Annotated in this window: 26 protein-coding genes; 14 read left to right on the top strand and 12 right to left on the bottom strand. The window is 65.6% G+C overall.

Annotated elements, in window-relative coordinates:
- Nucleotides 1-31: 31 nt before the first annotated feature.
- Entirely contained in the window at nucleotides 32-679 is a 648-nt protein-coding gene (locus tag CO669_RS08890) for a TetR/AcrR family transcriptional regulator (RefSeq protein ID WP_097659436.1), read from the top strand.
- Here CO669_RS08890 and CO669_RS08885 read toward each other — a convergent pair.
- The 4 genes from CO669_RS08885 to CO669_RS08870 all read right to left on the bottom strand — a co-directional run bounded on the left by CO669_RS08885 (nucleotide 676) and on the right by CO669_RS08870 (nucleotide 4,641).
- Nucleotides 676-1,326 (bottom strand): aspartate/glutamate racemase family protein, encoded by a 651-nt coding sequence (locus tag CO669_RS08885; RefSeq protein WP_097659435.1) that lies wholly within the window; start codon nucleotides 1,324-1,326, stop codon nucleotides 676-678. The genes CO669_RS08890 and CO669_RS08885 overlap by 4 nt on opposite strands.
- 63 nt (nucleotides 1,327-1,389) lie before the next feature.
- Nucleotides 1,390-2,403 (bottom strand): amino acid ABC transporter substrate-binding protein, encoded by a 1,014-nt coding sequence (locus tag CO669_RS08880; protein WP_097659434.1) that lies wholly within the window; start codon nucleotides 2,401-2,403, stop codon nucleotides 1,390-1,392.
- 12 nt (nucleotides 2,404-2,415) lie between these two features.
- Nucleotides 2,416-3,765 (bottom strand): aspartate aminotransferase family protein, encoded by a 1,350-nt coding sequence (locus CO669_RS08875; RefSeq protein WP_097659433.1) that lies wholly within the window; start codon nucleotides 3,763-3,765, stop codon nucleotides 2,416-2,418.
- Between the two features lie 3 nt (nucleotides 3,766-3,768).
- Nucleotides 3,769-4,641 (bottom strand): MurR/RpiR family transcriptional regulator, encoded by an 873-nt coding sequence (locus CO669_RS08870; RefSeq protein WP_097659432.1) that lies wholly within the window; start codon nucleotides 4,639-4,641, stop codon nucleotides 3,769-3,771.
- A gap of 89 nt (nucleotides 4,642-4,730) precedes the next feature.
- Between CO669_RS08870 and CO669_RS08865 the strand changes: the two genes are divergently transcribed.
- Complete coding sequence (locus tag CO669_RS08865) at nucleotides 4,731-5,915, top strand: amino acid ABC transporter permease (protein WP_097659431.1); 1,185 nt, start codon at nucleotides 4,731-4,733, stop codon at nucleotides 5,913-5,915.
- Nucleotides 5,916-5,917: 2 nt separating this feature from the next.
- The gene (locus tag CO669_RS08860) at nucleotides 5,918-7,024 is read left to right on the top strand and encodes an amino acid ABC transporter permease (protein ID WP_097659430.1); all 1,107 of its coding nucleotides are present in this window, start codon (nucleotides 5,918-5,920) and stop codon (nucleotides 7,022-7,024) included.
- A 151-nt stretch (nucleotides 7,025-7,175) separates the two neighbouring features.
- Here CO669_RS08860 and CO669_RS08855 read toward each other — a convergent pair whose 3' ends face one another.
- Together CO669_RS08855 and CO669_RS08850 are read right to left on the bottom strand one after the other, a co-directional pair.
- Complete coding sequence (locus tag CO669_RS08855; RefSeq protein WP_097659429.1) at nucleotides 7,176-8,594, bottom strand: amidase; 1,419 nt, start codon at nucleotides 8,592-8,594, stop codon at nucleotides 7,176-7,178.
- 124 nt (nucleotides 8,595-8,718) lie between these two features.
- The gene (locus CO669_RS08850) at nucleotides 8,719-9,495 is read right to left on the bottom strand and encodes an SDR family oxidoreductase (RefSeq protein WP_097659428.1); all 777 of its coding nucleotides are present in this window, start codon (nucleotides 9,493-9,495) and stop codon (nucleotides 8,719-8,721) included.
- Between the two features lie 157 nt (nucleotides 9,496-9,652).
- Here CO669_RS08850 and CO669_RS08845 point away from each other — a divergent pair, with 157 nt between their 5' ends.
- A complete protein-coding gene (locus CO669_RS08845) occupies nucleotides 9,653-10,726 on the top strand; it encodes a tartrate dehydrogenase (protein ID WP_097659427.1) in 1,074 nt (357 codons plus the stop codon).
- Nucleotides 10,727-10,922: 196 nt separating this feature from the next.
- On the opposite strand, the gene CO669_RS08840 is transcribed toward CO669_RS08845, so the two are convergent.
- The 5 genes from CO669_RS08840 to CO669_RS08820 form a co-directional block, all read right to left on the bottom strand.
- Nucleotides 10,923-11,564 (bottom strand): suppressor of fused domain protein, encoded by a 642-nt coding sequence (locus tag CO669_RS08840; protein WP_097659426.1) that lies wholly within the window; start codon nucleotides 11,562-11,564, stop codon nucleotides 10,923-10,925.
- A gap of 157 nt (nucleotides 11,565-11,721) precedes the next feature.
- The gene (locus CO669_RS08835; protein ID WP_097659425.1) at nucleotides 11,722-12,795 is read right to left on the bottom strand and encodes a malate/lactate/ureidoglycolate dehydrogenase; all 1,074 of its coding nucleotides are present in this window, start codon (nucleotides 12,793-12,795) and stop codon (nucleotides 11,722-11,724) included.
- A 146-nt stretch (nucleotides 12,796-12,941) separates the two neighbouring features.
- A complete protein-coding gene (locus CO669_RS08830) occupies nucleotides 12,942-13,853 on the bottom strand; it encodes an NAD(P)-dependent oxidoreductase (RefSeq protein WP_097659424.1) in 912 nt (303 codons plus the stop codon).
- Nucleotides 13,854-13,865: 12 nt separating this feature from the next.
- On the bottom strand, nucleotides 13,866-15,116 hold the full coding sequence (locus CO669_RS08825) for a Zn-dependent hydrolase (protein WP_097659423.1): 1,251 nt from the start codon (nucleotides 15,114-15,116) through the stop codon (nucleotides 13,866-13,868).
- Nucleotides 15,117-15,148: 32 nt separating this feature from the next.
- Nucleotides 15,149-16,066, bottom strand: coding sequence for a LysR family transcriptional regulator (locus tag CO669_RS08820; protein WP_097659422.1), 918 nt, complete (start codon nucleotides 16,064-16,066; stop codon nucleotides 15,149-15,151).
- A 119-nt stretch (nucleotides 16,067-16,185) separates the two neighbouring features.
- On the opposite strand from CO669_RS08820, the gene CO669_RS08815 reads away from it, so the two are divergent.
- From CO669_RS08815 to CO669_RS08790, 6 genes are all read left to right on the top strand, one after another.
- Complete coding sequence (locus CO669_RS08815; protein WP_097659421.1) at nucleotides 16,186-17,001, top strand: putative hydro-lyase; 816 nt, start codon at nucleotides 16,186-16,188, stop codon at nucleotides 16,999-17,001.
- 89 nt (nucleotides 17,002-17,090) lie between these two features.
- On the top strand, nucleotides 17,091-18,335 hold the full coding sequence (locus CO669_RS08810; RefSeq protein ID WP_097659420.1) for an ABC transporter substrate-binding protein: 1,245 nt from the start codon (nucleotides 17,091-17,093) through the stop codon (nucleotides 18,333-18,335).
- A gap of 164 nt (nucleotides 18,336-18,499) precedes the next feature.
- Complete coding sequence (locus CO669_RS08805) at nucleotides 18,500-19,378, top strand: branched-chain amino acid ABC transporter permease (protein WP_097659419.1); 879 nt, start codon at nucleotides 18,500-18,502, stop codon at nucleotides 19,376-19,378.
- Complete coding sequence (locus CO669_RS08800; RefSeq protein ID WP_097659418.1) at nucleotides 19,378-20,361, top strand: branched-chain amino acid ABC transporter permease; 984 nt, start codon at nucleotides 19,378-19,380, stop codon at nucleotides 20,359-20,361. The genes CO669_RS08805 and CO669_RS08800 overlap by 1 nt, the downstream gene beginning before the upstream one ends.
- Nucleotides 20,358-21,089 (top strand): ABC transporter ATP-binding protein, encoded by a 732-nt coding sequence (locus CO669_RS08795; RefSeq protein ID WP_097659417.1) that lies wholly within the window; start codon nucleotides 20,358-20,360, stop codon nucleotides 21,087-21,089. Before CO669_RS08800 ends, CO669_RS08795 begins: the two co-directional genes overlap by 4 nt.
- Nucleotides 21,073-21,777, top strand: coding sequence for an ABC transporter ATP-binding protein (locus CO669_RS08790; RefSeq protein ID WP_097659416.1), 705 nt, complete (start codon nucleotides 21,073-21,075; stop codon nucleotides 21,775-21,777). The genes CO669_RS08795 and CO669_RS08790 overlap by 17 nt, the downstream gene beginning before the upstream one ends.
- Before the next feature lie 152 nt (nucleotides 21,778-21,929).
- On the opposite strand, the gene otnC is transcribed toward CO669_RS08790, so the two are convergent.
- Nucleotides 21,930-22,616: a 3-oxo-tetronate 4-phosphate decarboxylase gene (otnC, locus tag CO669_RS08785; RefSeq protein ID WP_198963912.1), complete on the bottom strand. Its 687-nt coding sequence runs from the start codon at nucleotides 22,614-22,616 to the stop codon at nucleotides 21,930-21,932.
- Here otnC and ltnD point away from each other — a divergent pair.
- The 4 genes from ltnD to CO669_RS08765 all read left to right on the top strand — a co-directional run.
- Nucleotides 22,504-23,640 carry an L-threonate dehydrogenase gene (ltnD, locus tag CO669_RS08780; RefSeq protein WP_349627005.1) on the top strand — a complete coding sequence of 379 codons (1,137 nt, stop codon included), beginning with the start codon at nucleotides 22,504-22,506 and terminating at the stop codon, nucleotides 23,638-23,640. The two genes, otnC and ltnD, sit on opposite strands and share 113 nt — an antisense overlap.
- Nucleotides 23,641-23,654: 14 nt before the next feature.
- Nucleotides 23,655-24,437: a 2-oxo-tetronate isomerase gene (gene otnI / locus CO669_RS08775; RefSeq protein WP_097659413.1), complete on the top strand. Its 783-nt coding sequence runs from the start codon at nucleotides 23,655-23,657 to the stop codon at nucleotides 24,435-24,437.
- Nucleotides 24,434-25,723 (top strand): 3-oxo-tetronate kinase, encoded by a 1,290-nt coding sequence (otnK, locus tag CO669_RS08770; protein ID WP_097659412.1) that lies wholly within the window; start codon nucleotides 24,434-24,436, stop codon nucleotides 25,721-25,723. The genes otnI and otnK overlap by 4 nt, the downstream gene beginning before the upstream one ends.
- A gap of 166 nt (nucleotides 25,724-25,889) precedes the next feature.
- Nucleotides 25,890-26,933 (top strand): MCP four helix bundle domain-containing protein (locus CO669_RS08765; RefSeq protein ID WP_143278648.1); only part of this gene is annotated, 1,044 nt, incomplete at its 3' end.

Genomic DNA, 26,933 nt, shown 5'->3' with positions numbered 1-26,933 from the left:
TCAAGGGCAAACTTGTAGGCTCGACCGCAACATGCGCTCACAACTCGCCCGCAAGCCCGCGAACACCTACCATCATGGCGATCTTCGCGATGCTCTGATCAAGGCCGCGTTGCGGGAAGCGGAGCAGGGCGGCGCCGAGGCGATCAGCATCAAGGCGCTGGCGAAGCAGCTGGGGGTGTCGCAGCCGGCGCCGTACCGGCATTTCGCCGACCGTGAGGCGTTGCTCGCGGCGGTGACGGCCGAGGCATTCCGGCAGCTCAGCGCGATCTTTCGGGAGGCGATGGCGAAACCGTCAAAGCAATCGAAACTGTCGCTTCTGGCGCAGGCCATGCTCGAATTCGGACTGCGCCGGAACGGCATCTACCGCCTGATGTTCGCCTCCCGCACCGTGTCATGCGCCACCAAGGGCAGCGAGCTGCATGAGGCTACGCGCGAGACATTTGCGCTCGTGATCGAGGCGCTGGAAGTGCCTGCGGTCGGTTATCTGCGCGAACGGCAAGCGCTCAAGATCTGGGCGGCGCTGCATGGCGTCGTGATGCTGGCCGAGCAAGGCCTGTTCACCGGCGAGGCCGCGCATGCCACGCGCGAGGATCTGGTCGAGGATTTCGTCAACGAAACGAAAGCCGCGCTTGCGGACGCGATCAAGGACGCGCGGCGCCCCAAAAAGGCCGGCGCCTAGGCTTTCGCCTTCAGCAGCTTCATCAGCTTGTCGACCGCGCTGTCCGGCGTGGTGACGACGGGACGGCCGGTGGCCTCCGCGACCAGCGGTGCCGTCGCCGCGATGCTGAACTGGGCCAGCGCGATCACATCGCAATCGCGCAGGTCCTTGGACGCTTCGACGATCAGCCGGTCATGCGTGGCGCGGTCGCCGCGGTCGAGCGCCGCCAGCGCCCCTTCGGCAAGCTTCGGCACGATCTGGACCGAGGCCGGGAACTCCGGCGGCATCGAGGCCAGGGTCGGGGGGAAGGTCGAGAGCAGGCCGATGCGCCGGCCCATCGTCACCGCACGCTCGATCATGGCTTCGTTCGGCTTCAGCACCGGCACCGGCGCATGTGCGCGCGCGACGGCCTCGATGCAGGGGCCGAAAGCCGAGCAGGTGAACAGGATTCCGTTCGCGCCTGTCGCCGCAGCATAATCGCCGAGGGCCAGGAAGCGCTCAGTCATGGCATCGTTGAGCGCGCCGTCGCGGGCCAGATCCGCCGACAGGCTGTCATCGAGCAGGTTCATCAGCCGCGCCTCCGGCCAGGCCTTCGCAAACGCCGCCTCGATCGGGGCGACGGAGTGCTTGAGGGCGTGGATCAGGGCGATGCGGGGAGGCGTCGTCATTCAGCGTGGCTACCTGAGAGGTCTCGTGCCCCGGACGCAGCGCGTCCGGGACACGAGAGGCATTTACTTGAACGGCACGGCGTACATCAAGCCGCCCTTGCTCCAGAGGCCGTTGAGGCCGCGATCGAGCTTGAGCGGGCTCGCCTTGCCGACATTGCGCTCGTAGATCTCGCCGTAATTTCCGGTGGCCTTGATCGCGGTCACCAGCCATTTGTTGTCGAGCCCAAGCCGCGAGCCGAGGTCGCCGGAGGCGCCGAGCAGCCGCTGGATCGCGGGTACTTGCGACTTCGTCATCTCCTCGACATTGCCTTGCGTGACGCCGAGCTCCTCGGCCTCGATCAGGCCGTAATGCAGCCAGGTGATGATGTCGCTCCAGACCTCGTCGCCGTTGCGGGTGAAGGGCCCGAGCGGCTCCTTGCTGATGGTCTGCGGCAGCACGACGTAGTCGGCCGGGTTCGGCGCCGCCGTGGTCACGGCGCCGGCGAGCGCGGAGGCGTCCTGGGTCATGGCATCGCAGCGGCCGCCGAAGAAAGTCTGGTACATGGTGTCGATGCGGTCGAACACCAGCGGCTTCCAGTCGATGCCGTTGGCGCGGCCGTAATCGCCGAGCGTGACCTCGTGCGTGGTGCCCTGCGCCACGCAGACGGTGGCGCCCTTCAGGTCCTTGATCTCCTTCACGCCGAGGTCCTTCTTCACGACAAAACCCTGGCCGTCGTAGAAGTTGATCGGACCCTGACGCAGGCCGAGCGTCACACCGCGCAGGTAAGTCTGGGTCGAATTGCGATAGAGCACGTCGATCTCGCCCGATTGCAGCGCGGTGAAGCGGTTCTGCGCCGTCAGCGAGACGTAGCGCACCTTGTTGGCATCACCCAGCACGCCGGCCGCCAGCGCGCGGCAATAATCGACGTCGAGGCCCTTGTAATTGCCTTGCGAGTCCGGCGCGGAGAAGCCGGCAAAGCCGGCGCTGACGCCGCACACCAGTGTGCCGCGGCTCTTCACCGTGTCGAGCGTCGCGGCGGATGCGACGACCGTCGATGCGGCGAGCATGCTCGCTGCGATAACCACTTTCCTCATCATGCTACTCTCCCCTCAGTGATTGACACTACGCAACACGTTGTCGACGGCCGTGCCGAGCTTGTCGACGATCAGGTCGATCTCATCAGCGGAAACGATATAGGGCGGCGCCAGCAGGACGTGGTCGCCGCGCACGCCATCGACGGTGCCGCCGCCGGGATAGCAGCCGAGCCCGTTGGCGAAGGCCTCCGCCTTGATCTTCTGATTGAGCTTGAGCGCGGGGTCGAACGAGGTGCGGCTGGCGCGATCGGCGACCAGCTCGATCGCCCAGAACAGGCCACGCCCCCTGATGTCTCCGACATGGCGATGGTTGCCGAAGCGCTCGGTCAGCCGCTGTTCCAGCTGCCGGCCGCGCTCCTTCACGCGGTCGAGCAGGCGATCCTCGCGGATCACATCCTGCACTGCAAGCGCGGCCGCGCAGGCGAGGGGATGGGCCAGGTAAGTATGACCGTGCTGGAAGGCGCCCGAGCCGGCGCGAATGGTGTCGATGATCTTGCCGCTGGCGAGCATTGCGCCGATCGGCTGGTAGCCGCCGCCGAGCCCCTTTGCGATCGCCTGGATGTCGGGCGCGATGCCTTCCTGCTCCCAGGCGTGCGTGCTGCCGGTGCGTCCCATGCCACACATGACTTCGTCGAGGATCAACAGCGCGCCGTGGCGGTCGCAGATCTCGCGCACCGCCTTGAAGTAGCCGTCCGGGGCCGTCACGGCACCGGCGGTGGCGCCGACGACGGGCTCGGCGAGGAATGCCGCCACGGTGTCGGGGCCAAGCCGCTGAAATTCGGCTTCGAGCTCGGCGGCCAGCCGTGCCACGAATTGCGCATCGGATTCACCGTCGTGCTTCTCGTGATAGGCGAAGGCCGGTGTCACGTGACTGAAGGCGCCGGAGAGCAGAGGAGCGTAAGGCGCGCGTCGCCAGGCGTTGCCGCCGGCGGCGAGGGCGCCAAGCGTGTTGCCGTGATAGCTCTGCCGCCGCGCGATGAAATGCTGTCGCTGGGGTTCGCCGCGCTCGATGAAATATTGCCGCGCGAGCTTGATGCTGGCTTCGATCGCCTCGGACCCGCCGCTGACGAAATAGGCGTAAGCGAGACCGCCGGGCTCGTGGCCGACCAGCGTCTCGGCGAGGGCCTCGGCGGGCTCGGACGAGAAGAAGGCGGTGTGCGCATAAGCCAGCGTCGAAGCCTGTCTCGCCATCGCGGCGATCACGCGGGGGTGCTGGTGGCCGAGGCAGGAGACGGCCGCGCCGCCGGACGCGTCGATCACGCGTCGTCCGTCCTCGGCGAAGAGATAGACGCCTTCGCCGCCGATCGCCTTGGGCGGCGTCTCGCGCAACGAGCGGTGCAGCACGCGGCTGGTGCGGGCGGCCATGGGTCAACCTTTCTCTGAGACGTAGGTAGAGGCCGCGGCGAGGCGCGCCTCGGTATTCTCCAGGCGCTTCTTCGCCGCAGCGCCGCCGAGCGAGAACGTCACGGCCGCCAGCGACTGCGCGATCGCGACCGCACCGGTGAGGCTCGGGAAGAAGCCGGGCGAGGACGCCGCCTCGAACAGCAGCACGTGGTCGGCGCCCTCGGCCATCGGCGCCGACGAATTATCCGCGATCGCGATCAGCGTCGCGCCGCTGCGATGAGCGGCCTGCGCGACGCGGACGCTCGCATGGGTGTAGGGCAGGAAGCCGATGACGATAACGGCCTCGCCGGGCCTGATAGCGCCGAGGTCGAGATCGTCGGGGCCTGACGTTCCGACGAGCTGAACCTGCTCGGGACGGAACAGCCGCAGCTCGTAGTTCAGGAGCTCCGCAACGCTGCGGCAACTCCGATAGCCCGCGATCCAGATCCGCTTGGCCTGATGCAACGCACGGGCCGCCTCCACAATCGGCTGGGCGGGGATTCGCGGAAGGCCCGCGGCCTCAGCCTCCAGCTTGTCGGTGACGAGCGCGACATCGGAATTCGGTCCGGGCCGACGGCCTCTGGCGCGACCGGAGAAGGGGGAGATCTGCGATGGCCGCCGCGCTTCGGTCAGCGCCGCGCGCAATTCGTCCCAGCCCGAATAGCCGATCGCCTTGGCAAGGCGCGTGAATGCGGCGGGATCGGCGCCGGCTTCCGCCGCGAGGTCGCGCATCGAGCGCGTGGTGGCGTCGTAGTCGTTGGCGGCGACGAAGCGACCGACCTCCTGCAGCCGCATCGGGAGCGATGGCAATGCAATGCGCAGTTCGCTCAGCGGCGAGGATTTTGCGGGCTCGACCATGAAACATTTGTTGCATGAATTTTAGATCGGTGCAACAGTTGACGTGCCTTGCCGGAAGTCGTCGCTCCCTTGAGAAGGATTCCTGCGCTGTGACCACGGACGCTCGGAGACCGCCGCCGCGCCGCATGTTCGGCACATGGGGGCGCCGCGAGTTGCAAGGCCTGTTCTGGCAGGTGCTGGTGGTCGGGATCGCGCTCGCGGTGGTCGGCTTTCTCTGGTCCAACACCGTCACCAACCTCTCGGCCCGCCGTATCACGACCGGCTTTGCCTTTCTCGGCCGCGAGGCCGGCATGCCCATCGCCGACAGCCTGCTCGCCTATAATCCGAGGGACAGCTACCTCTGGGCTTTCGTCGTCGGCGTCGCCAACACCCTGCGCGTCGCCGTGATCGGGATCGTGCTCGCGACGGTCCTGGGCACGCTGATCGGCATCTCGCGCCTGTCCGCCAACTGGCTGCTGTCGCGGCTCGCCGCGGTCTATGTCGAGACGCTCCGCGACATCCCGCTGCTGCTTCAACTCCTGTTCTGGTACGTGCTGATGCAGGCGCTGCCGGCCGCGCGCGCGGCGTGGCGGCCGGTCGAGGGCGTGTTCCTGTCCAATCGCGGCCTGATCCTGCCGGCCATTCCGATCGGCCCGTTGCAGCTTTGGGTGCTCGCTACCGCGGTGCTCGGATGCGCCGTGTTCTATGTCGTCAGGAGACGGCTCGTCGCCCGGCAGATGCGCGACGGCAAGCCGCGACCGGCGTGGCCGTTTGCGCTCGGCCTCATCGTCGTGGTGCCGGCAGCTCTTTCGTTGCTGCTTCGCGTGCCCTGGACGATCGAATGGCCGGAGTTGCGCGGCTTCAATTTCGTCGGCGGGCTGACGCTTGCCCCGGAATATTTCGCGCTGCTGATCGCACTCGTGACCTACACGTCGGCCTTCATCGCCGAGATCGTGCGCAGCGGCATCCAGTCGGTGCCGCGCGGTCAGTGGGACGCCGCCAATGCGCTTGGTCTCCGCCGCAGCTTCATGCTGCGGCAGATCATCCTGCCGCAGGCGCTGCGCGTGATCGTGCCGCCGATGACGAGCCAGTATCTCAACCTGACCAAGAACTCCTCGCTCGCGGTCGCGATCGGCTACCAGGACGTGGTCTCGATCGCCAACACCACGCTGAACCAGACCGGGCAGGCGATCGAGGCGATCGCCTTGATCATGGCGGTGTTCCTGACCATCAGCCTGTCCATCAGCTTCTTCATGAACTGGTACAACGCACGCATCGCGTTGGTGGAGCGCTGAGCATGACTGTGATCGCCGACATCCCCGATGCGCCCCGCGCCGCTCGCCGCCCGCAAACGGGCAATCCGGTGTCGCGCTGGCTGCGCACCAACTTGTTCTCGTCGATCCCGAACGGCATTCTTTCGATCGTGCTGCTCGCGATTCTCGCGAAGGCCGCATTCAGCTTCGCGCAGTGGGGCATTGCCAACGCCGTCTGGCTGACACCGGTAAACGACTCCAGCGCCTGCCGCGCGGTCCGCGGCGTCGGCGCCTGCTGGGCGATCATCCCCGAGAAGTACCGCTTCATCCTGTTCGGCACCTATCCGTTCGACGAACAGTGGCGGCCGGCGCTTTCGGTGCTGCTGTTCATCGCATTGTTCTATCTCTCGACCCGCCGCGCCTTCTGGCGGCGCGAATTGATCTATCTCTGGATCGGCGCGCTCGCGCTGATCAGCGTCTTGATGTGGGGCGGAGTGCTTGGGCTCTCCTACGTGTCGCAGGATCGCTGGGGCGGCCTGCCGGTGACGCTGATCCTGGCGACGTTCGGCCTCGCATTCGGCTTTCCGCTCGGGATCCTCGTCGCGCTCGGCCGGCGCTCGAAGCTGCCGGCGATCCGCTCGCTGAGCGTGCTCTATGTCGAGCTGATCCGCGGCGTGCCGCTGGTGAGCCTGCTGTTCATGGCGAGCGTGATGTTCCCGCTGTTCATGCCCAGCGGCTTCAACATCGACAAGCTGCTGCGGGCGCAGATCGCGATCATCCTGTTCGCGGGTGCCTACCTTGCCGAAGTCGTCCGCGGCGGCCTGCAGGCCGTGCCGCGCGGCCAGTATGAAGCCGCCGAGGCGCTCGGGCTGTCCTATTGGCGCAAGCACCGCCTGATCGTCCTGCCGCAGGCGATCCGCCACGTGATCCCGCCGCTGGTCAACACCTTCATCGCCTTCTTCAAGGACACCAGCTTGGTCCTCATCATCGGCATCTTCGATCTGTTGACGACGGCAAAGACCGCGATCATCGATCCTGCCTGGCAGCAGTTCTCGGTCGAAGTCTACATCTTCGTCGCAGCGATCTACTTCGTGTTCTGCTTCGCGATGTCGCGCTACAGCCGCAGCCTGGAGGCGACGAGGGGGAGGTAGGTCTCGTGTTCCGGACAAGGTGCAGCGCATCAGTGCCGCGCCGCAGAGCCGGGACCCAGAAGATGCACGGGAAGTCGTGGAAGGATGGGCCCCGGCTCAGCAGCGCACCGCCGAAGAGGCGCTGCGCTGCGTCTGGGGCATGAGAGTGAGATTACTTCTTCACCTTCGGATCGATCGGCGTCGTTCCGCGCAGGCCCAGAATATCCTCTAGCACCTTCGCACCCGCGAGCACCTGCGCGTCCGCGCGAGGGGCACCGACGACCTGCACGCCGATCGGCAGGCCGGACGCCGTGAACCCGCACGGCAGCGACAGCGATGGGCAGCAGGCGAGCGTGATGGCGTAGACGATGCCGAGCCACTCGACGTAATTGTCGAACCTCTTGCCGGCGCATTCGGCGACGTAGCGGTGCTCGATCGGGAAGGGCGGCACGATCGTGGTCGGCGTCAGCAGCAGATCGTAGGTCTTGAAGAACTCGACCGCCCGCGCGGTCATGCCGACGCGCTGCGCCTGGGCGCGCTCGAGCTGCTCGACCGTGAGCTTGAGGCCTTCCTCGATGTTCCAGATCACCTCGGGCTTGAGCAGGTCGCGCTTGGTCCTCAGCAGATTGGCCTTGCTGATCGCAAAATCGAAGGCGCGCAGCACGTGGAAGCATTCATGCGCCTCGCGCCAGTCCGGATGCGCCTCCTCGACGATGGCGCCGGCTTCGGCGAAGCGCTCCGCCGCCTTGCGCGTGATCGCTTTCACTTCGGGATCGACGGGGGTGATGCCGAGATCGGGCGAGTAGGCGATGCGCTTCGGCTTCCTGCCCGCCTGCGCCGCCGACAGGAACGAGGTCGCGGGCGCCGGCAGCGACAGCGGATCGTCGGCATAGTCGCCGCTCATGGCATCGAGCAGCAGCGCGAGATCCTCCACGTTGCGGGCCATCGGGCCCTGCACGCCGAGATTGCGATCGATGCCCGCTTTCGGCGTATGGGCGACGCGGCCGATGCTCGGCCGCATGCCCACGATGCCGCAGAAGGCCGCCGGGCTGCGCAACGAACCGCCCATGTCGGAGCCCTGCGCGAGCCAGGCCATGCCGGTCGCCAGCGCCACCGCTGCGCCGCCGGAAGAGCCCGCCGCGGACCGCGTCGTATCCCAGGGATTGAGCGTCGCGCCGAACACCTCGTTGAAGGTGTTGGCGCCGGCGCCGAACTCCGGCGTGTTGGATTTGGCGTAGACCACCGCGCCATTGGCCTCGAGGTTCTCGACCATGAGGTCCGACTTTGCGGGGATATTGTCCTTGAAGATCGGCGAGCCCTGCGTGTTGAGGACGCCCGCGACGTCGGTCAGATCCTTGATCGGCAGCGGTAGGCCCGCGAGCAGCCCCCGCGCGCCGGCGGGCTTGCGCATCAAGGCCTTGGCGCTATCGCGCGCGCGGTCGAAACAGAGTGTCGGCAGCGCATTGACCTTGCCGTCGACCTCACTGATGCGCTTCTCCAGCACATCGAGCAGCTCGAGCGGCGAGACGTCGCCGGAGCGCAGCTTGTCGACGACGGCGCAAGCGGTTTGGCGGATCAGGTCTTGAGACAATTACTTTACTCCTATGTCTATGCCAGGCTCGTCATTGCGAGGAGCGAAGCGACGAAGCAATCCAGGCTGGTTGCTCCGGAGGCATTTCTGGATTGCTTCGCTGCGCTCGCAATGGCGGCAATACTCAACCCCAGCCGGCGCTGATGCCGCCGTCCACCGTGTAGATCACGCCCGACGTATACCCCGCGCGATCCGAGGCCAGGAATGCCATGAGGTCGCCGATCTCGCGCGCATGCGCAGGCCGCCCGAGCGGCAGGCTCTTCTGGAATTCCTTGTAGCGGCTTTCGTCGCCGAGCTGGTGCTTGGCCCGCGTCTTCAGCAGCGTGACGTGGCGATCGGTGCCGACAGGGCCGGGATTGATGCCGACCACGCGGATATTGTCGGCAAGGCTTTTGCCGCCGAGCGCGCGGGTGAAGGCCATCAGGGCGGCATTGCCGGTGCTGCCGCAGACGTAGTTGGCGTCGAACTTTTCGCCGGCAGCACCGATGTCGTTGACGATCACGCCGCCGCCCTTCGCTTTCATCTGTGCGTAGATCTGCCGCGTCAGGTTGATATAGCCGAACACCTTCAATTCCCAGGCGTGCCGCCAGGTGGCTTCGTCGATCTTGTCGATCGAGCCGCCGGGGATGTCGCCGGCATTGTTGACGAGCACGTCGATGTCGGCGGCCTCCCTGGCGAGCCGCGCCAAATCCTCTGGCCTGCGCAGATCGACGACGCTGGTTGCGGCGTCGATCTGGTGCGCGGAGCGCAGGCGCTCGGCCAGCACCGTGAGCTGGTCGCCGCTGCGGGCAGCGAGCAGGAGGTTTGCGCCTTCCTCGGCAAACGCCTCGGCCGCGGCGGCGCCAATGCCCTTGGACGCGCCAGTGATCAGGACGCGCTTGCCACGCAGATGCAGATCCATGAGGGGTTACTCGCGGGATGGGAACAGGATCAAATCAGTAGGCGCTCGGCCGCGCCACGGTCAACATTGCAGTGCAGCGTTGCACTGCCGCTGCGTTTGGTCCATTGCAGTGCGGTCAAAAAGACGGCGGCTGCCGGACCAATCAAGGACGTTCTCGATGAGCAAGAAACAATACCGGATCGCGGTTATTCCCGGCGATGGCATCGGCAAGGAAGTGATGCCCGAGGGCCTGCGCGTCCTGGAGGCTGCGGCGAAGAAGCACGGGGTCTCCCTTCATTTCGACCATTTCGACTTCTCGTCCTGGGACTATTACGAGAAGCACGGTCAGATGATGCCCGACGACTGGAAGGAGAAGATCGGCAAGCACGACGCGATCTATTTCGGTGCGGTCGGTTGGCCGGCGAAGATTCCGGATCACGTCTCGCTGTGGGGCTCGCTGATCAAGTTTCGCCGGGAGTTCGACCAGTATGTGAATCTGCGCCCGGTGCGGCTGATGCCCGGCGTGCCGTCGCCGCTGGCAGGCCGCAAGCCCGGCGACATCGATTTCTGGGTGGTGCGCGAGAACACCGAAGGCGAGTATTCCTCCGTCGGCGGCCGCATGTTCCCGGACACCGACCGCGAGTTCGTGACGCAGCAGACGGTGATGACCCGCACCGGCGTCGACCGCATCCTGAAGTTTGCCTTCGAGCTTGCCCAGTCGCGGCCGAAGAAGCACCTGACCTCCGCGACCAAGTCCAACGGCATCTCCATCACCATGCCCTATTGGGACGAACGCGTGGAGGCGATGGCCAAGAAGTTTCCGGGCGTGAAGTGGGACAAGTACCACATCGACATCCTGACCGCGAACTTCGTGCTGCATCCGGACTGGTTCGACGTCGTGGTCGGCTCCAACCTGTTTGGCGACATCCTCTCCGACCTCGGCCCGGCCTGCACCGGCACCATCGGCATCGCGCCGTCGGGCAACATCAATCCCGAGGGTGATTTTCCGTCGGTGTTCGAGCCGGTGCACGGCTCGGCGCCCGACATCGCAGGGCAGGGCATCGCCAACCCGATCGGCGCGATCTGGTCGGGCGCGATGATGCTGGAGCATCTCGGCGAGAAGGTCGCCGGCAAGTCGATCGTCGATGCGATCGAGCGCACGCTCGCCGAACGCACGCTGCGCACCAAGGATCTCGGCGGCAATGCCGACACCACGGCGTGCGGCAAGGCGGTCGCGGATATGGTGGATTGAGGTGAAAGGCTAGCTAGCGCCGGCGCCGCGACAAAACTCTGCTGTCGTCCCTGCGAAAGCAGGGACCCATAACCCCAGGCAGAGGTTGTTGCGTGAACTGGTAACCGTGAGTCTTCGTCAAACCACTCCCTGTGGTTATAGGTCCCGGATCAGCGCTCCGCTTCGCTGCGCTTGTCCGGGACGACGGCGGTGTTTGCTACACATACGACTTCCGCGCCGGATCGAAGATCGGCGGATAGTCGTTCTCGTCGAGCAGGTCGAGGAACGGATCGAGCCCCCTGGACTTGATGAGCCCGAGCTCCCGATCCGAGATCAGGTTCACTGTCAGGATCTCCACGGGATCGCCCGCGATCTCCAGCGTCTCGGCGATGCTCTTGTCGGGGCCGATGATCGGAGTGAGAAACAAGAACGTCTGGAACTCCGTTCCGGCAACCGGCGGCCTCGGCAACGCGACGCGGTGACCGAAGCCGAACCAGGTCGTGTCGATGAACGGCAAATTGGCGAGCCAGCGCAAATTGTCGCAAACATCCGGCGTCGGCTCGCGGACGTACCACATCAGCTCGGCACGAAGCTTCGAATCCCCACGCACCCCCGGCATCCGTTGCTCGCTCATGCCGTTGGTGAGCAGGACGTAGCCTTCGTCGGAGCCCTCCTGGCACGCCGGCACGAAGTCGCGGCCAAAGGCGTGGATGTCGATGCGGCGATCGGCGCTGTCAGTGATGGTATGCTCGGGCTCGCCCAGCTCGCTTTCATAGATCGCGAGCCGTTGCCGGTGGAAGTCGGCCGCGAGTGACGGCTCGGTCGAGCCGGACACGAGCTTTGCGAGACGTGAGAACATGTAAACCTCGGGGGCGGATGGGGACCGGGATATCCGCGTTGTCGCAAGACGACGCAGACCGGTTCAAATCCGCTCCGGGAGCTTCGCATCAGTCCATATCGCCCTGCGCGACTGTGCAGGAGGCCGGGATGATGCCGAGCGATTTGTATCGTTCTTGCTAGCTGACGATCTTCTCGATCGCCGCCTGGTCCAGCCCGAACTTCTTTGCGGCCTCGATGATCTCCTGCCAGGTGGTCGGATCGACTGGAATGCCTTCGGCGAGGCGCTTCCTCTTGGTCTCGCGTTCGGGCTCGCCGGCGATCTTGACCTTCTCGACGCCAGGCGCCGGCGGTGAGCCGGTATGCCAGGCGACAAAACTTTCGACCTCGCGCGCGAGGTTTTCGCCGGTGCCGAGCTTGCCGGGATCGATCACGATCGAGAGCATGCCGTTGAGGACGTTGTACTTGCCGTCGGACGGGCCCTTGACCACCTGCCCGCCGGAGAGCGCGCCGCCGAGGATCTCGCAAACCAGCGCGAGCCCCGAACCCTTGTGCTCGCCGAAAGGCAGGATGGCGCCGTAGGGCGGGATCACGGTGTAGCGCGGGTTGGTCGTGGGCTTGCCTTCATTGTCGATGATGGTGCCGGGCTCGAGCGCGACGCCCTTGTTGTGGGCAACGCGGGTCTTGCCTTGCGCGATCCGGCTGGTGGCGAAGTCGAGCACGATCGGCTCTTTGCCCCTGCGCGGGATGCCGACGCAGAACGGGTTGGTGCCGTGGCGCGGATCGCTGCCGCCCCAGGGCGCCACGATCGGGCGCGAGATCACGTTGACGAAGTGGATCGAGACCAGCCCGTGGTCGATGCACTGCTCGGCCCAATGGCCGATGCGGCCGATATGGTGTGAGTTGGAGAGGCCGACGAGGCACACGCCGTTCTTCTTGGCGCGTTCGGCCGCCAGCTCCATCGCTTCATGGCCGATCACCTGGCCGTAGCCGGTGAGGCCGTCGAGGGTGAGAAGCGGGCCGGTGTCGAGCACGACCTTGACGTGCGCATTCACGGCGAGACCGCCATTGGTGACGCTCTGGACGTAGCGCGGGATCATGCCGACGCCGTGGGAGTCGTGGCCCTTGAGATTGGCCTCGACGAGATTGGTGGACACCAGCTCGGCCTCGCGGTCCGAGGAACCGCCGGCTTTGACAATGGCGCGGATGGCGTTGGTGAGTGGCTCTGCCTTGATGGTGCGGTAGTCGGCCATTGTCGTAGCTCTTGTCCCTTCACGATATGGCGGGAAGCGTAGGGTGGGTTAGCGAAGCGTAATCCACCTCTTCTGTCTCCGCGAAAATAGACGGCGGCGGGTTACGCCCCGCTGATGCGCTTCGCGCATCTGCAGGGCTAACCCACCTACGAATTCACGATCCGGCGGCAATGGATCCATGCCGCTTCAATCAGGTTCTCGCTCGCCTCCGGCGTGCGGAAGGCCGAATGCGCCGACAGCGTCACGTTCGGAATCCTGGTCAGCGGATGATCCGCAGGCAGCGGCTCGATGTTGAAGACGTCGAGGCCGGCATGGCGGATATGGCCCGACTTCAGCGCATCGATCATCGCCTGCTCGTCGACGATGGCGGCGCGGGCGGTGTTGACGAGAATGACGCCCGGCTTCATCTTCGCGATCTTGTCGCGCGTGATCATGCCGCGCGTCTCGTCGTTGAGCAGCAGATGCAGCGACACGACGTCGCTTCTGGCCAGCACCGTATCGAGATCGGTGAACTCGACGCCCGGATGGCTCTTCGGCGAGCGGTTCCATGCGATCACCTTCATGCCGCTGCCGGACGCGATGCGCGCGACCTCGGCTGCGATGCCGCCGAAGCCGATCAAGCCGAGCGTCTTGCCGGTGAGCTGCATGCCGTCCTCGCGCAGCCAGCTGCCCGCGCGCATCTCGCGGTCCATCATCGCGATGACGCGCGCCGAGGCCCACATCAGCGCGATCGCGGATTCCGCGACCGCCGTGTCGCCGTAGCCCTTGATCAGATGCACGGAGATGCCGAGCTGGCTAAGCTCCTCCGGGTTCATATAGCTGCGCGCGCCGGTGCCGAGGAATACGACGTGCTTCAACCCTGGGCACTTCTTCGCGACCTCGGTCGGCAGCGCGGTGTGGTCGACGATCGCGATCTCGGCGCCGCCGAGAACTTCCGGATATTGCTCCGGCTTGATGTCGGGATCCCGGTTGATCCGCACCTTGGGATCACCGGGCTTCTCCAGCCGCTCCATGATCGCGGCGAGGGCCTCGTTGGCGTCGACGAAAACTCCGCGCATGGCTCTCTCCGGTCAGGACGCGACGCCGGCGATCGCCAGCACGGTATGCATGAGAACGTTGGTGCCGGCGGCGCAGTCGGGTTGCGTCGCGTCCTCCAGCTCGTTGTGGCTGATGCCGTCCTTGCAGGGCACGAACACCATCGCGGCCGGGATGATGGTATTGAGGTTGCAGGCGTCGTGGCCGGCGCCGGAGGTGATGCGGCGCGAGGAATAGCCGAGCGTCTTCGCCGCGCTCTCGACCGCCGCAATGAGCTTGGGATCGAAATGGGTCGGCGGCTTGCGCCAGACCAGGTCGATCTTCACCTCGACCCTGCGGCGCGCGGAGATCTCGGCAATCGCTGTGCGCAGATCGCGGTCGAGCGCGTCCATGATGGCGGCATCGGCGCTGCGGCAATCCATGGTGAAGGCGATCTCGCCGGGAATGACGTTGCGCGAGGGGTTTGCGATCACGGCCTCGCCGATGGTGCCCACCGCGTTCGGCCCGTGCTTCTTCGCGACGGCTTCCATCGCAAGCACGATCTCGGAGAGCGTCGCCAGCGCATCGCGGCGCAGCGGCATCGGCGTCGAGCCCGCATGGCTCTCGAAGCCGGAAATCTTGCCGTCGTACCAGAGCACGCCCTGGCCGGAATCGACGACGCCGATGGTCTTGCCCTCGGCCTCCAGGATCGGACCCTGCTCGATGTGCAGCTCGACAAAGCAGCCGAGCTTCTGGAAGCCGACCGGCTTGTCGCCGCGATAGCCGATGCTGTCGAGCGCCTGGCTGACGGTGGTGCCGTCGATGTCCTTGCGCGACAAAATGTCATCGGTGGTAAAATCGCCGACATAGGCCGCGGAGGCCATCATCGCAGGCGCGAAGCGCGAGCCTTCCTCGTTGGTCCAGTTGACGACGCAGATCGGCGCGTCGGTCTCGATGCCGGCATCGTTCAGCGTGCGGATCACTTCCAGCGCGCCCAGCGTGCCCAGGATGCCGTCATACTTGCCGCCGGTCGGCTGGGTGTCGAGATGCGAGCCGATGCCGACCGGCAGCTTCGACATGTCGCGCCCCTTGCGCAGGCCGAACTGCGATCCCAGCGCGTCGGTGTGCACCTCGAGGCCGGCGTCCTCGCAGGCCTTGCGGAACCAGTCGCGCACCTGCTTGTCCTCGGCGCTCAGCGTCAGCCGCCGCACGCCGCCCTTGGCGGTCGCGCCGAATTGCGCGGTCTCGTGGATGGAGCCCCACAGGCGGGCAGAATCGATTTGCAGGTTCGTGACGGCTCGGCTCATGCGGTGGGTCTCTCGATTGTCCGGCGCCTTTTTCAATGACCCGCCAGCGCGGGCGCGTCAACCGCGAGGCTGCTCTGCGCAATCTGCCGTGCAAGCTCGGCGACGCGCTCCACCGCGACGACGTCGGGCGAGGCGAGCCAGCTTGCGGTGAAGGTCAGCGGCGCAATGGCAAGATCGGTGTCGAGCAATTGCAGCCGCCCGTCGGCGAGCTCGTTCTCGACGATGGCATCGGGGATCACGGCGACGCCGAGCCCCTCGACCGCCATGTGGATGACGGTGGCCAGCGAAGCGGAGGCATGCAGGCGGATCGGCGGCAGTTCGGGCCGGTCGAACACCTCGCGCACGACCTCGTAGGGCTTGGTCTTGCGGGGAAAGGTGATGATCGGAAACCGCGCGAGCTCCGCCGGCGTCACCGGGCCCTTGCCGAGGCCGAGCGAGGGACTTGCGAGAAACCCGATCGGATAATCGGCGAGCACGCGGTTGTGCACGCCGGAGGCGGATAGCGGCCCGACGACGAACGCAAGCTCGATCTCCTGCGCGAGCAGGCGCGCGGTCAGGTTCGGCGTGATGTCGACTTCGATCTCCAGCGACAGGTTCGGATAGACCTGGTTGACGCTCTTCACGAGGCGCGGCAGCCAGGTGTGCACGATGGTCTCGGCAACGCCGAGCCGCATCACGCCGCGCATTGCCGAGCGGTCGCCGATCTCCGCCATCATCTGCGCGCGCAGGCCGATCAGTTTCTCCGCATAGACCATCATCTGCCGGCCGCTCGGGGTCGGCGAAGCCACGCGATGATCGCGATTGAGGAGCTTCACGCCCATCTCGCGCTCGAGCTGGGCGATGCGCTGGGAGATCGCCGGCTGCGTCGTGTTGAGGCGCTGGGCGGCGCCTCGAAAGCTGCCGAGCTTCACAACCCAGAGGAACGTCTCGATCGACCTGAAGTCCAGCATTGGAAGGATTTTCCCAGTCGATAAATTATATTTATCGAGATTGATTAGAAACGACGATTAGACTTTATAGCACGCTTGGTGTTGGCTGTCTTTGTCGAGTTTATAGGCAGGTCGCTCTCATGACTGTTTTGGTGGCAACGCAGCAAACTGAAACGCCCGACACCCTCCCGAGCCGCAAGGCCCGGCTCGCCTATCGCGAAGGGCTGGTCGCTTCCACCGCCGGCGCCGCCCCTGGTTTCGTTCAGGGCAATCTGGCGATCCTGCCGGCCGAATATGCCGGCGCCTTTCACCGCTTCTGCCAGCTCAATCCGAAGCCGTGCCCGATCATCGGCATGTCCGACGTCGGCAGTCCTTTCATCCCTTCGCTCGGCGCCGATCTCGACATCCGTACCGATGTGCCCCGCTACCGTGTCTGGCGCGACGGCGAGGTGGTGGACGAGCCGACCGATGTGACGAAGCATTGGCGCGACGATCTCGTGACTTTCGTGCTCGGCTGCTCGTTCTCGTTCGAAGAGGCGCTGCTCGACGAGGGCATGCCGATCCGCCACATCGAGCACAATGTGCGCGTGCCGATGTACCGCACCAACATCGCCTGCGGCGAGGCCGGTCCGTTCGCCGGCCCCATGGTGGTGTCGATGCGCCCGTTCAAGCCCGCGGACGCGATCCGCGCGGTGCAGATCACCTCGCGCTACCCCGCCGTGCACGGGGCGCCCGTGCATCTCGGTCATCCGCACCTGATCGGCATCAAGGACATTGCCAAGCCCGACTATGGCGATCCGGTGCCGGTGGCCGACGACGAGATTCCGGTGTTCTGGGCCTGCGGTGTGACGCCGCAATCGGTGATCAACGCGGCCAAGCTTCCGTTCGCGATCACGCATTCGCCCGGCCTGATGCTGGTGACGGATCTCAAGAACAGGACCATGGCCGTGATATAGTAGGCAGCATCTGCTGCTTGTTCGAGCTTTACCGCATCCGTTAATCGCTTCATTCGATCAGCCGCAATTCAGTAACAGAGGATTCTGCCATGACGATCACTCGCCGCGACGTGTTGTTAGGTGCCACCGCCACCGCAGCGCTGATGCCGCTCGCCGCCCGCGCACAGACCTCGGAAGTCGTCATCGGCGTGATCTATCCGTTCTCCGGCGGCAGCGCGCAGCAGGGCGTCGACGCGCAGAAGGCCTATGAGACCGCGCTCGAAGTCATCAACAAGGATACCGATTTCGACCTGCCGCTGGCCAAGGGCGAAGGCCTTCCCGGCCTTGGCGGTGCAAAGGTCCGCCTCGTGTTCGCCGACCACCAGGCCGATCCGCAGAAGGGTCGTGCCGAGGCCGAGCGCCTGATCACGCAGGAGAAGGTCTCCGCCATCATCGGCACCTACCAGAGCGCAGTCGCCGTCACCGTCAGCCAGATCTGCGAGCGCTATCAGGTCCCGTTCGTCTCCGCCGACAATTCCTCGCCCAGCCTGCATCGCCGCGGCCTGAAATATTATTTCCGCGCCGCGCCGCACGACGAGATGTACTCGGCCGCCATGTTCGACTTCTTCGACGCCATGAAGAAGAAGGGCACCAAGATCGAGACGCTGTCGCTGTTCCACGAGGACACCATCTTCGGCACCGATTCCGGCAATGCCCAGGCCAAGATCGCCGGCGAGCGCGCCTACAAGATCGTCACCGACATCAAGTATCGCGCCAATTCGCCCTCGCTCTCGGCCGAGGTGCAGCAGCTCAAATCCGCGAACGCCGACGTGCTGATGCCCTCGAGCTACACCACCGACGGCATCCTCCTGGTCAAGACCATGGCCGAGCTCGGCTACAAGCCGAATGCGATCGTGGCGCAGGACGCCGGCTTCTCCGAGAAGGCGCTCTATGATGCCGTCGGCGACAAGCTCGAAGGCGTGATCTCGCGCGGCACCTTCTCGCTCGACCTCGCGCAGAAGCGCCCGATGGTCGGCAAGATCAATGACATGTTCAAGGCGCGATCGGGCAAGGACTTCAACGACCTCACCTCGCGCCAGTTCATGGGCCTGATCATCCTGGCGGACGCCATCAGCCGCGCCAAGTCGACCGACGGCGAGAAGATCCGCGATGCGCTGGCGGCGACCGACATTCCGGGCGAGCAGACCATCATGCCCTGGAAGCGCGTCAAGTTCGACGAGATGGGCCAGAACAACGATGCCGATCCGGTGCTGCTGCAATATATCGGCGGCAAGTTCGTCACCATCTTCCCGCCGCAGGCCGCAATCGCGGAAGCGGTCTGGCCGATGAAGTAGGACTGGGAAGCAAGACTTGGACGCGGGAGCTCAGACGTAGCTCCCGCCCTCATCCTGAGGAGCGGGCACAGCCCGCGTCTCGAAGGACGAGGGCTGGGCCATCCTTCGAGACGCGCGCTGGTGCGCGCTTCTCGGGATGAGGATTGATTTCGGGGGACAGACTTTTGACAGCCCAAGCCATTATCCAGAGTCTCGCGAGCGGCCTGCTCATGGGCCTGCTCTACGGACTGATCGCCGTCGGCCTTGCGCTGATCTTCGGCCTGATGGACGTCACGAATTTCGCCCATGGCGAGTTCCTGATGATCGCGATGTACCTGTCGTTCTTCCTGTTCGCGTTCTTCGCGATCGACCCCTTGCTGTCGGCGCCGTTGGTCGCCGCGGCGCTCTTCATCTTCGGAGCGGTGGTCTACCTGCTGATTGTTCGCTTCGCGATGCGGGCCAAGGCCAATGCCGGCATGGTGCAGATCTTCACCACCTTCGGCCTCGCCATCGTCATGCGCGGCCTCGCGCAATACTTCTTCACGCCGGACTATCGCAGCATTCCGCAGTCCTGGCTCGGCGGCAAAACCATCTCGATCGCCGGCATCTTCCTGCCGGAGCCGCAACTGGTCGGCGCGCTGGTGTCGATCGCGGCTTTCGCCGGTCTCTATTTCTTCATCCACCGCACCGATTTCGGCCGTGCGCTGGAAGCGACCCGCGAAGATCCCGGTGCGGTCGCGCTGGTCGGCATCGACAAGAATCGCGTGTTCGCGTTCGGCTGGGGCCTCGGCGCCGCGCTGGTCGGTCTCGCCGGTGCGATCATGGCGGTGTTCTTCTACATCTATCCCGATGTCGGCGCGTCCTTTGCGCTGATCGCCTACGTCACCGTGGCGCTCGGCGGCTTCGGCAGCGTGTTCGGCGCGTTCGCGGGCGGCATCATCGTCGGCCTCGTCGAAGCGGTCACCGCGCTGGTGCTGCCGCCGTCGCTGAAATCGGTCGGCATCTACGCGGTCTATCTGCTGGTCGTCTTCATCCGCCCGCGCGGCCTGTTCGGATCGATCTGATGGACAAGGATTTTGCAGCGCGGCGCCGCCGCGACCTCATCATCGCCGCGGTGCTGGCCGCCATCGCCGCGCTGACGCCGTTGTTCGTGAAGGACGTCGTCGTCCAGAACATCCTGATCCTGACGCTGATGTATGCGGGACTGTCGCAGAGCTGGAACATCCTGTCCGGCTATTGCGGGCAGATCTCGCTCGGCCACGCGCTCTATTTCGGCCTGGGAGCCTACACCACCGAGCTGCTGTTCATGAAGTTCGGCGTGCTGCCCTGGTTCGGCATGCTGGCGGGCGGCGTGGTGTCGGCGCTGATCGCGATGGGGCTCGGCTATCCCTTCTTCCGCCTGCGTGGCCATTACTTCGTCATCGCCACCATCGTCATCGCCGAGATCGGCCTGCTCCTGTTCCACAACTGGGAATGGGCCGGTGCCGCGATGGGCATCACCATCCCGATCCGCGGCGACAGCTGGCTGAAATTCCAGTTCCTGCGCACCAAGCTGCCGTACTTCTATTTCGCACTGGCGCTGTGCTGTCTCGCCTGGTTCGTCACCTGGTGGCTGGAAGATTCCAAGTGGGGCTTCTGGTGGCGCGCGGTGAAGGACAATCCGGACGCGGCCGAGAGTCTCGGCGTCGACGTGTTCAACTCCAAGATGGGCGCGGCCGCGGTCTCCGCCTTTCTGGTCGCGGTCGGCGGTAGCTTCTACGCCCAGTTCGTATCCTACATCGACCCTGAAAGCGTGATGGGCTTCCAGTTTTCGCTGTTGATGGCGCTGCCCGCCGTGCTCGGTGGGATCGGCACCCTGTGGGGGCCGGTGTTGGGGGCCGCCATCCTGATCCCATTGACCGAGCTGACGCGCTTCAAGTTCGGCGGTTCCGGGCGCGGTGTCGACCTCATCGTCTACGGCACGCTGATCGTCCTGATCTCGCTGGCGTTGCCGCGGGGGCTGCTCAGCCTGTTCGCGCGCCCGAAGAAGACGGGAGTTTCCCGATGACCGCGCTTCTCGAAACCCGCGGCGTCTGGCAGCGATTCGGCGGCCTCGTTGCCAACAGCGACGTCTCGATCTCGGTCGGCCGCGGCGAGATCGTCGGCCTGATCGGCCCCAACGGCGCCGGCAAGTCGACGCTGTTCAATCTCATCGCCGGCGTCTTGCCGCCGACGCAAGGCTCGATTCTATTCGACGGCGAGGACGTCACCCGCCTGCCGGCGGCCGCGCGTTGCCAGCGCGGCGTCGGGCGCACTTTCCAGGTGGTCAAGAGCTTCGAGACCATGACCGTCATCGACAACGTCATCGTCGGTGCTCTCGTGCGCAACACCGTGATGCGCGAGGCCCGTCGCAAGGCGCATGAGGTGCTCGAGTTCACCGGCCTTGCCGCGCGCGCGGACGTGCTCGCCAGCGACCTCGTGCCGGCCGAGAAGCGCCGCCTCGAAGTCGCCCGAGCGCTCGCGACCGAGCCGAAGCTGCTGCTGCTCGACGAAGTCCTCACCGGCCTCACGCCGACCGAGGCGCAGACCGGCGTTGCACTGGTTCGCAAGGTGCGCGATGCCGGGATCACCGTGCTGATGGTCGAGCACGTCATGGAGATCGTGATGCCGCTGGTCGACCGCGCCATCGTGCTCGACCTCGGCAAGGTCCTGGTCGAGGGCAAGCCCGCCGACGTGGTCCGCGATCCCAAGGTGATCAAGGCATATCTGGGAGATCGTCATGCTGTCGGTGCGTGAAGTCACGACCGCCTATCAGGGTCTGGTCGCGATCTCCGCGGTCAGTATCGAGGTCACCAAGGGTGAGATCGTTTGCGTCGCCGGTGCCAACGGTGCCGGCAAGTCGACTTTGCTGAAGTCGATCGCCGGTGCCGAGCGTCCGCGCTCGGGCAGCGTGACCTTCGACGGCAAGCAGATCAACGGCATGGCGCAGCATCACATCACGGCGGCCGGCATCGCCTATGTGCCGGAGAATCGCCGCCTGTTCCCGCGTCTGTCGGTACGCGACAATCTTCGCCTCGGCAGCTACCTGTATCGCGGCGAGGCCGACCGCGAGGCGCCGCTCGATCTCGTCTTCAAGCTGTTTCCGCGCCTCGCCGAACGCCTCGACCAGCGCGCCGAGACGCTCTCCGGCGGCGAGCAGCAGATGCTCGCGATCGGCCGCGCGCTGATGACGCGCCCGCGGCTGCTGATGCTGGACGAGCCGTCGCAGGGCATCATGCCGAAGCTGGTCGACGAGATCTTTCAGGCGGTGAAGCTGATCCGCGACAGCGGCATGACCGTCCTGATCGTCGAGCAGCGCATGGCCGAGTGTCTGGAGATCGCCGACCGTGCCTACATCCTGCAAACCGGCCGCGTGCTGATGCAGGGCCCGGCCGCGGAGATCAAAGGCAATCCGGATGTGAGGAAGGCGTATCTGGGGCTGTAGCGGCGAAGTGTGTTGGGCACAGTCGTCCCACACTGTCGGTGTCATCGTCCGCGCAGGCGGACGATCCAGTATTCCAGAGGCCGTTGTAATTGAGTCGAGAAGCCGCGGCGTACTGGATTCCCCGCCTTCGCGGCGCATGACAGCGGGGGCGTCTAATGCCCGTGCCCATGCTCCGGCAGCGTCACCCCGAACACCTTCGCCAGATCCGTCACCTGCTCCGGCGACAGATACCGCGGGTTCATCCCGCGCAGCAGCAGGTACAGCTTCGCCGTCTCCTCCAGCTCCTCCGTCGCGAACACCGCGGCTTCCAGCGTGTCGCCGGCGACGACCGGGCCGTGATTGGCGAGCAGCACGGATGAATATTTCCCCGCCAGGCCCTTGATCGCATCGGCGACCGCGGGGTCGCCGGGGCGATAATAAGGCACGAGCGCGGTGGCGCCACATTTCATCAGATAATAGGCCGTCATCGGCGGCAGCGCCGCCCGCGGGTCGACCTCGGGCAGCATCGAGAGCGCGACCGAATGGGTGGAGTGCAGATGCACGATCGCGCGTGCACTGCCGCGCGTGTCGTAGAGCGCGGTGTGCAGCGGAACTTCCTTCGTGGGCGCATCTCCCGACACCAGCCGGGCCTGATCGTCCAGCCGCGACAGCTTTGCGGGATCGAGGAAGCCGAGCGAAGCATTGGTCGGCGTCACCAGCCAGCCGCCGCCGTCCAGGCGGACGCTGATGTTGCCGGACGAGCCCGGCGTCAGCCCGCGCTCGAACAGGGATCGTCCGAAGCGGCAGATATCCTCGCGCAGCCTTGTCTCGTTGCTCGTGTCGGTTCTCATGGCCGTCATGTCCGCTTGTCTCACGCTTTGGCAGCGCGGCCAAGCCGTGTTATCGGTTCGCCGAGCCGCCGCAAAGGCGGGCCATCCAGGAAACGTTCGCAGGGGTCAGTTGCATATGTCCGCCTCCACGCTACAAAATCAGCGTATCGCCGTCATCGGGCTCGGCTCGATGGGGTTTGGCATGGCGACCTCGCTGAAGCGCGCCGGCCGCGCGGTTACCGGCTGTGATGTTTCGGCTGACGCAGTGGCGCGCTTCGTGAAGGACGGCGGGGCAGGCGCCAACACCCCGGCCGAGGCGGCCAGGGACGCCGACATCGTCGTCAGCGTGGTGGTCAACGCCGCCCAGACCGAGGCGATCCTGTTCGGCAAGGACGGGGCCGCCGAGACCATGCCGAAGGGCAGTGTGTTCGTTTCCTCCGCCACCATGGATCCCGAAGTGGCGCGGCGCCTCGCCAAGCAGCTGGAGGCGACCGGCCGGCATTATCTCGATGCGCCCATCTCCGGCGGCGCGCAGCGCGCCGCACAAGGCGAGCTGACGATTTTGGCCTCCGGCAGCGCCGCCGCGTTCGCAAAGGCCCGGCCGGCGCTCGATGCCATGGCCGCGAAACTCTACGAGCTCGGCGATGCCGCCGGCCAAGGCGCCGCCTTCAAGATGATCAACCAGTTGCTTGCCGGTGTGCACATCGCCGCCGCATCGGAAGCGATGGCATTCGCGGCCAAGCAGGGCCTCGACATCCGCAAGGTCTATGAAGTGATCACCGCGTCCGCCGGCAATTCCTGGATGTTCGAGAACCGCATGCCGCACGTGCTGGACGGCGATTACACGCCGCGCAGTGCCGTCGAGATCTTCGTCAAGGATCTCGGCATCATCCAGGACATGGCGCGCAGCGCCCGATTTCCCGTGCCGGTCTCGGCCGCCGCCCTGCAGATGTTCTTGATGACCGCTGCCGCCGGCATGGGCCGCGATGACGACGCCTCGGTCGCGCGCATGTATGCGCAGGTCACCGGCGTGAAGCTTCCTGGCGACAAGTAACGAAGAGGACCCCCATGCCCCGCTTTGCCGCCAATCTCTCGATGATGTTCACCGAGGTGCCGTTCCTCGATCGTTTCGATGCCGCCGCGCAAGCCGGCTTCACCGCGGTCGAGTTTCTCTTTCCGTACGAGCACCCGGCCGAGGCGGTCGGCGAGCGTCTCAAGCGCAACGGCCTGACGCAGGCGCTGTTCAACCTGCCGCCGGGCGACTGGAATGCCGGCGAGAAAGGCTTTGCGGCGTTGCCGGCGCGGTTCTCCGATCTTAAGGCGAGCCTGGAGACGGCGCTGCCTTACGCCAAGGCGACGGGCGTGAAGCGCCTGCATCTGATGGCAGGCATCGCCAACCGCGGCGAGCGCGTCGCGATCGAGGCCTTCTACAAATCCGTGGCATGGACCGCGGAGTTCTTCGCGCCCCACGGCATCGACGTCGTGATCGAGCCGATCAACGCGCGCAACGTGCCCGGCTACTTCCTCAACGATTTCGGCTTCGCCCGCGATCTGATCCAGGAGCTGAGGCTTGCGAACCTCAAGCTCCAGTTCGACATCTATCACTGCCAGATCATCCACGGCGACGTCACCATGCGGCTGCGCGAGATGATGCCGATCGTCGGCCATGTCCAGATCGCCAGCATTCCCTCGCGCAACGAGCCCGACGGCGAGGAGCTGAACTATCCGTTCCTGTTCGCGGAGCTCGACCGGCTCGGCTATGCCGGCTTCGTCGGCTGCGAGTACAATCCGCGCAGCAAGACCACCGACGGCCTCGCCTGGTTCAAGCCCTACGCTGGAGTGAAGCCGTGACCCTTGCAGCTGACATTTCTCTTGGCTGCATCGCCGACGATTACACCGGCGCCTCCGATCTCGCCAACACGCTGATGCGCGCGGGCCTGCGCACGGTGCAGACCATCGGTGTGCCCTCGGATGATCTCGCGCTGCCCGAGGTCGACGCCGTCGTGGTGTCGCTGAAGAGCCGCTCGATCGAGGCCGGCCTTGCGGTGTCGCGCTCGCGCGCGGCGGACAAATGGCTGCGCAGCCGCGGCGCGCGCCATGTGCTGTTCAAGATCTGCTCGACCTTCGATTCCACCGACGCCGGCAATATCGGCCCCGTCATGGACGCGCTGCGCGCCGATTGCGGCGAGGGAGCCGTGCTGGTGACGCCGGCGTTTCCGGAGACCGGCCGCACCGTCTACCAGGGCAATCTCTTCGTCGGCGCCGTGCCGCTGAACGAGAGCCCGTTGAAGGACCATCCGCTCAACCCGATGCATGATTCCAACCTAGTGCGCGTGCTCGCGCGTCAGAGCAAGACGCAGATAGGACTCGTCGATCTCGCGACCGTCGCGCGCGGCGCGGATGCCGTGCGGGCGCGGCTAGCCGAGCTTGCGGCCCAGGGCATCGGCGCCGCCGTCATCGACGCCGTCTTCGACCGCGACCTCGAGACCATCGGCCTTGTCGCCGGTGAGCACCGCCTGTCGGTCGGTGCCTCCGGCATCGGCCTTGGACTGGCGCGCGCTCTGGTCTCGACCGGCAAGGTCAAGCCCGCTGCGGCGAGTGCTGAAGCCGGCGCGGCGGTCGGCGGGACGGCGGCATGCCTTGCCGGAAGCTGCTCGCAGGCGACGCTGAAGCAGATCGCCAGCGCCGAAAAGGTCATGCCGGTGCTCCATCTCGATCCGGACCGTATTCTTACGGGACCAAGCGAGACGCAGCGTGCGCTGGACTGGGCAAGGCCCCGTCTGGCCGAAGGCCCGCTGCTGATCGCGTCGAGCTCGACACCGGATCAGGTCGCCGCGCTGCAGGCTCGCCACGGCCGCGACGCCGCCGGTCACGCGATCGAGCAGGCGATGGCCGACATCGCGGAAAACCTAGTCAAATCAGGCGTTCGGCGCTTGATCGTCGCCGGCGGCGAGACCTCCGGCGCGGTCGTCGATCGCCTTCAGATACCAGGCTTCCTGGTTGGCGCGGAGATCGCCGCAGGCGTTCCGGTGCTGCGTGCCGTCGGTGCCGAAGCGGGCGACATGCTGCTCGCTTTGAAGTCCGGAAACTTCGGCGGGCCCGAGTTTTTCTCCAATGCGCTTAGGCTCATGCGCTGAGCGCAGGACATTCTTAGTCCCCCGTTCACTTCTTTCGGTTTCCGTACTCGCGCGGGGCCGTAGTCAACAATCGTTCAGTCGCTTTGTCGTTGAGCGTCGGCGCCGCTTGTTTTGGTTGATCCACGATTTTCCGACGCGCCGCCGCGCCAACGCAAAGAGACCTGCTATGTTCGCCACCATCTCCATCCGCGCCAAAATCATCAGTGTCGTGGCGTTCCTGCTGATCGCGATGACCGGCATGGGTCTGCTTGCCGTCATGAAGATGCGGACGATCAACGCCAACACGATCGACATCACCACGAATTGGATGCCGAGCGTCCGCGCGATCGGTGATCTGCGCGCGAGCGTCATCACCTACCGCAACGTGGTGCGCCAGCACATGCTGGCCGAGACCCTCGAGGACAAGCTCGCGACGGAGAAGACCGCCGCGACGGTGCTCGAGGCGCTCGCCAAGATGCGCAAGAATTACGAGGGGATGATCAGCTCGCCGGAGGAGAGGAAACTCTACAGCGACTGGTCCAAGCTCTGGGACGACTACAAGAAGGGCACCGAGGAAGTCTTCGCGATCTCCCGCAAGGAGGCCGGCAAGGTCCCGCACGACGCCCAGGAGCTGAACTCCAAGACGGTCAACAAGATCGGTCTGGCGGCGGACGAGGTTCTGACCAAGGACATCGAACTCAACACCAAGGGCGGCGAACAGGCCGCCGCGGAGGCTGCCGATACCTTCTACTACGCCTTCATGCTGGTCGCGATCATCCTGGGCGCCGCCGTCATCGCCGGCATTGCCGTGAGCTTCTACCTGGTTCAGGACGTCTCGAAGGGCATCAACTCGATCATCGACCCCATGCAGGCCCTGGGCAAGGGCGATCTCTCCGCCGACGTCCCGCATCGCGGCGAGAAGACCGAAATCGGGGCCATGGCCGACGTGCTCCAGATCTTCAAGGAAGCGCTGATCGCCAAGAAGGCCGCGGACGAGGCCGCCGCCGCTGACGCCGAAGCCAAGATCGAGCGCGGCCGTCGCGTCGACAACATCACCCGCGAATTCGAAACCATGATCGGCGAGATCGTCCAGACCGTGTCGTCGGCTTCGACCCAGCTCGAGGCCTCCGCCTCGACGCTGACGTCGACGGCCGACCGTTCGCAGCGTCTGGCGACCACGGTTGCCGGAGCGTCGGAAGAAGCTTCGACCAACGTCCAGTCGGTGGCCTCG

The sequence above is a fragment of the Bradyrhizobium sp. Y36 genome (genome assembly GCF_002531575.1).
In the GTDB taxonomy this organism is placed as follows: domain Bacteria; phylum Pseudomonadota; class Alphaproteobacteria; order Rhizobiales; family Xanthobacteraceae; genus Bradyrhizobium.
This window is presented reverse-complemented; position numbering and strand designations above follow the sequence as displayed.

What these genes read in the sequence shown, in the direction of transcription:
- CO669_RS08890 (WP_097659436.1), top strand. Translation starts at nt 32, where the DNA reads ATGCGCTCACAACTCGCCCGCAAGCCCGCGAACACCTACCATCATGGC.
- CO669_RS08885 (WP_097659435.1), bottom strand. Translation starts at nt 1,326, where the DNA reads ATGACGACGCCTCCCCGCATCGCCCTGATCCACGCCCTCAAGCACTCC.
- CO669_RS08880 (WP_097659434.1), bottom strand. Translation starts at nt 2,403, where the DNA reads ATGATGAGGAAAGTGGTTATCGCAGCGAGCATGCTCGCCGCATCGACG.
- CO669_RS08875 (WP_097659433.1), bottom strand. Translation starts at nt 3,765, where the DNA reads ATGGCCGCCCGCACCAGCCGCGTGCTGCACCGCTCGTTGCGCGAGACG.
- CO669_RS08870 (WP_097659432.1), bottom strand. Translation starts at nt 4,641, where the DNA reads ATGGTCGAGCCCGCAAAATCCTCGCCGCTGAGCGAACTGCGCATTGCA.
- CO669_RS08860 (WP_097659430.1), top strand. Translation starts at nt 5,918, where the DNA reads ATGACTGTGATCGCCGACATCCCCGATGCGCCCCGCGCCGCTCGCCGC.
- CO669_RS08850 (WP_097659428.1), bottom strand. Translation starts at nt 9,495, where the DNA reads ATGGATCTGCATCTGCGTGGCAAGCGCGTCCTGATCACTGGCGCGTCC.
- CO669_RS08845 (WP_097659427.1), top strand. Translation starts at nt 9,653, where the DNA reads ATGAGCAAGAAACAATACCGGATCGCGGTTATTCCCGGCGATGGCATC.
- CO669_RS08840 (WP_097659426.1), bottom strand. Translation starts at nt 11,564, where the DNA reads ATGTTCTCACGTCTCGCAAAGCTCGTGTCCGGCTCGACCGAGCCGTCA.
- CO669_RS08835 (WP_097659425.1), bottom strand. Translation starts at nt 12,795, where the DNA reads ATGGCCGACTACCGCACCATCAAGGCAGAGCCACTCACCAACGCCATC.
- CO669_RS08830 (WP_097659424.1), bottom strand. Translation starts at nt 13,853, where the DNA reads ATGCGCGGAGTTTTCGTCGACGCCAACGAGGCCCTCGCCGCGATCATG.
- CO669_RS08825 (WP_097659423.1), bottom strand. Translation starts at nt 15,116, where the DNA reads ATGAGCCGAGCCGTCACGAACCTGCAAATCGATTCTGCCCGCCTGTGG.
- CO669_RS08820 (WP_097659422.1), bottom strand. Translation starts at nt 16,066, where the DNA reads ATGCTGGACTTCAGGTCGATCGAGACGTTCCTCTGGGTTGTGAAGCTC.
- CO669_RS08815 (WP_097659421.1), top strand. Translation starts at nt 16,186, where the DNA reads ATGACTGTTTTGGTGGCAACGCAGCAAACTGAAACGCCCGACACCCTC.
- CO669_RS08810 (WP_097659420.1), top strand. Translation starts at nt 17,091, where the DNA reads ATGACGATCACTCGCCGCGACGTGTTGTTAGGTGCCACCGCCACCGCA.
- CO669_RS08800 (WP_097659418.1), top strand. Translation starts at nt 19,378, where the DNA reads ATGGACAAGGATTTTGCAGCGCGGCGCCGCCGCGACCTCATCATCGCC.
- CO669_RS08795 (WP_097659417.1), top strand. Translation starts at nt 20,358, where the DNA reads ATGACCGCGCTTCTCGAAACCCGCGGCGTCTGGCAGCGATTCGGCGGC.
- CO669_RS08790 (WP_097659416.1), top strand. Translation starts at nt 21,073, where the DNA reads ATGCTGTCGGTGCGTGAAGTCACGACCGCCTATCAGGGTCTGGTCGCG.
- ltnD (WP_349627005.1), top strand. Translation starts at nt 22,504, where the DNA reads ATGTTGCCGGACGAGCCCGGCGTCAGCCCGCGCTCGAACAGGGATCGT.
- otnC (WP_198963912.1), bottom strand. Translation starts at nt 22,616, where the DNA reads ATGACGGCCATGAGAACCGACACGAGCAACGAGACAAGGCTGCGCGAG.
- otnI (WP_097659413.1), top strand. Translation starts at nt 23,655, where the DNA reads ATGCCCCGCTTTGCCGCCAATCTCTCGATGATGTTCACCGAGGTGCCG.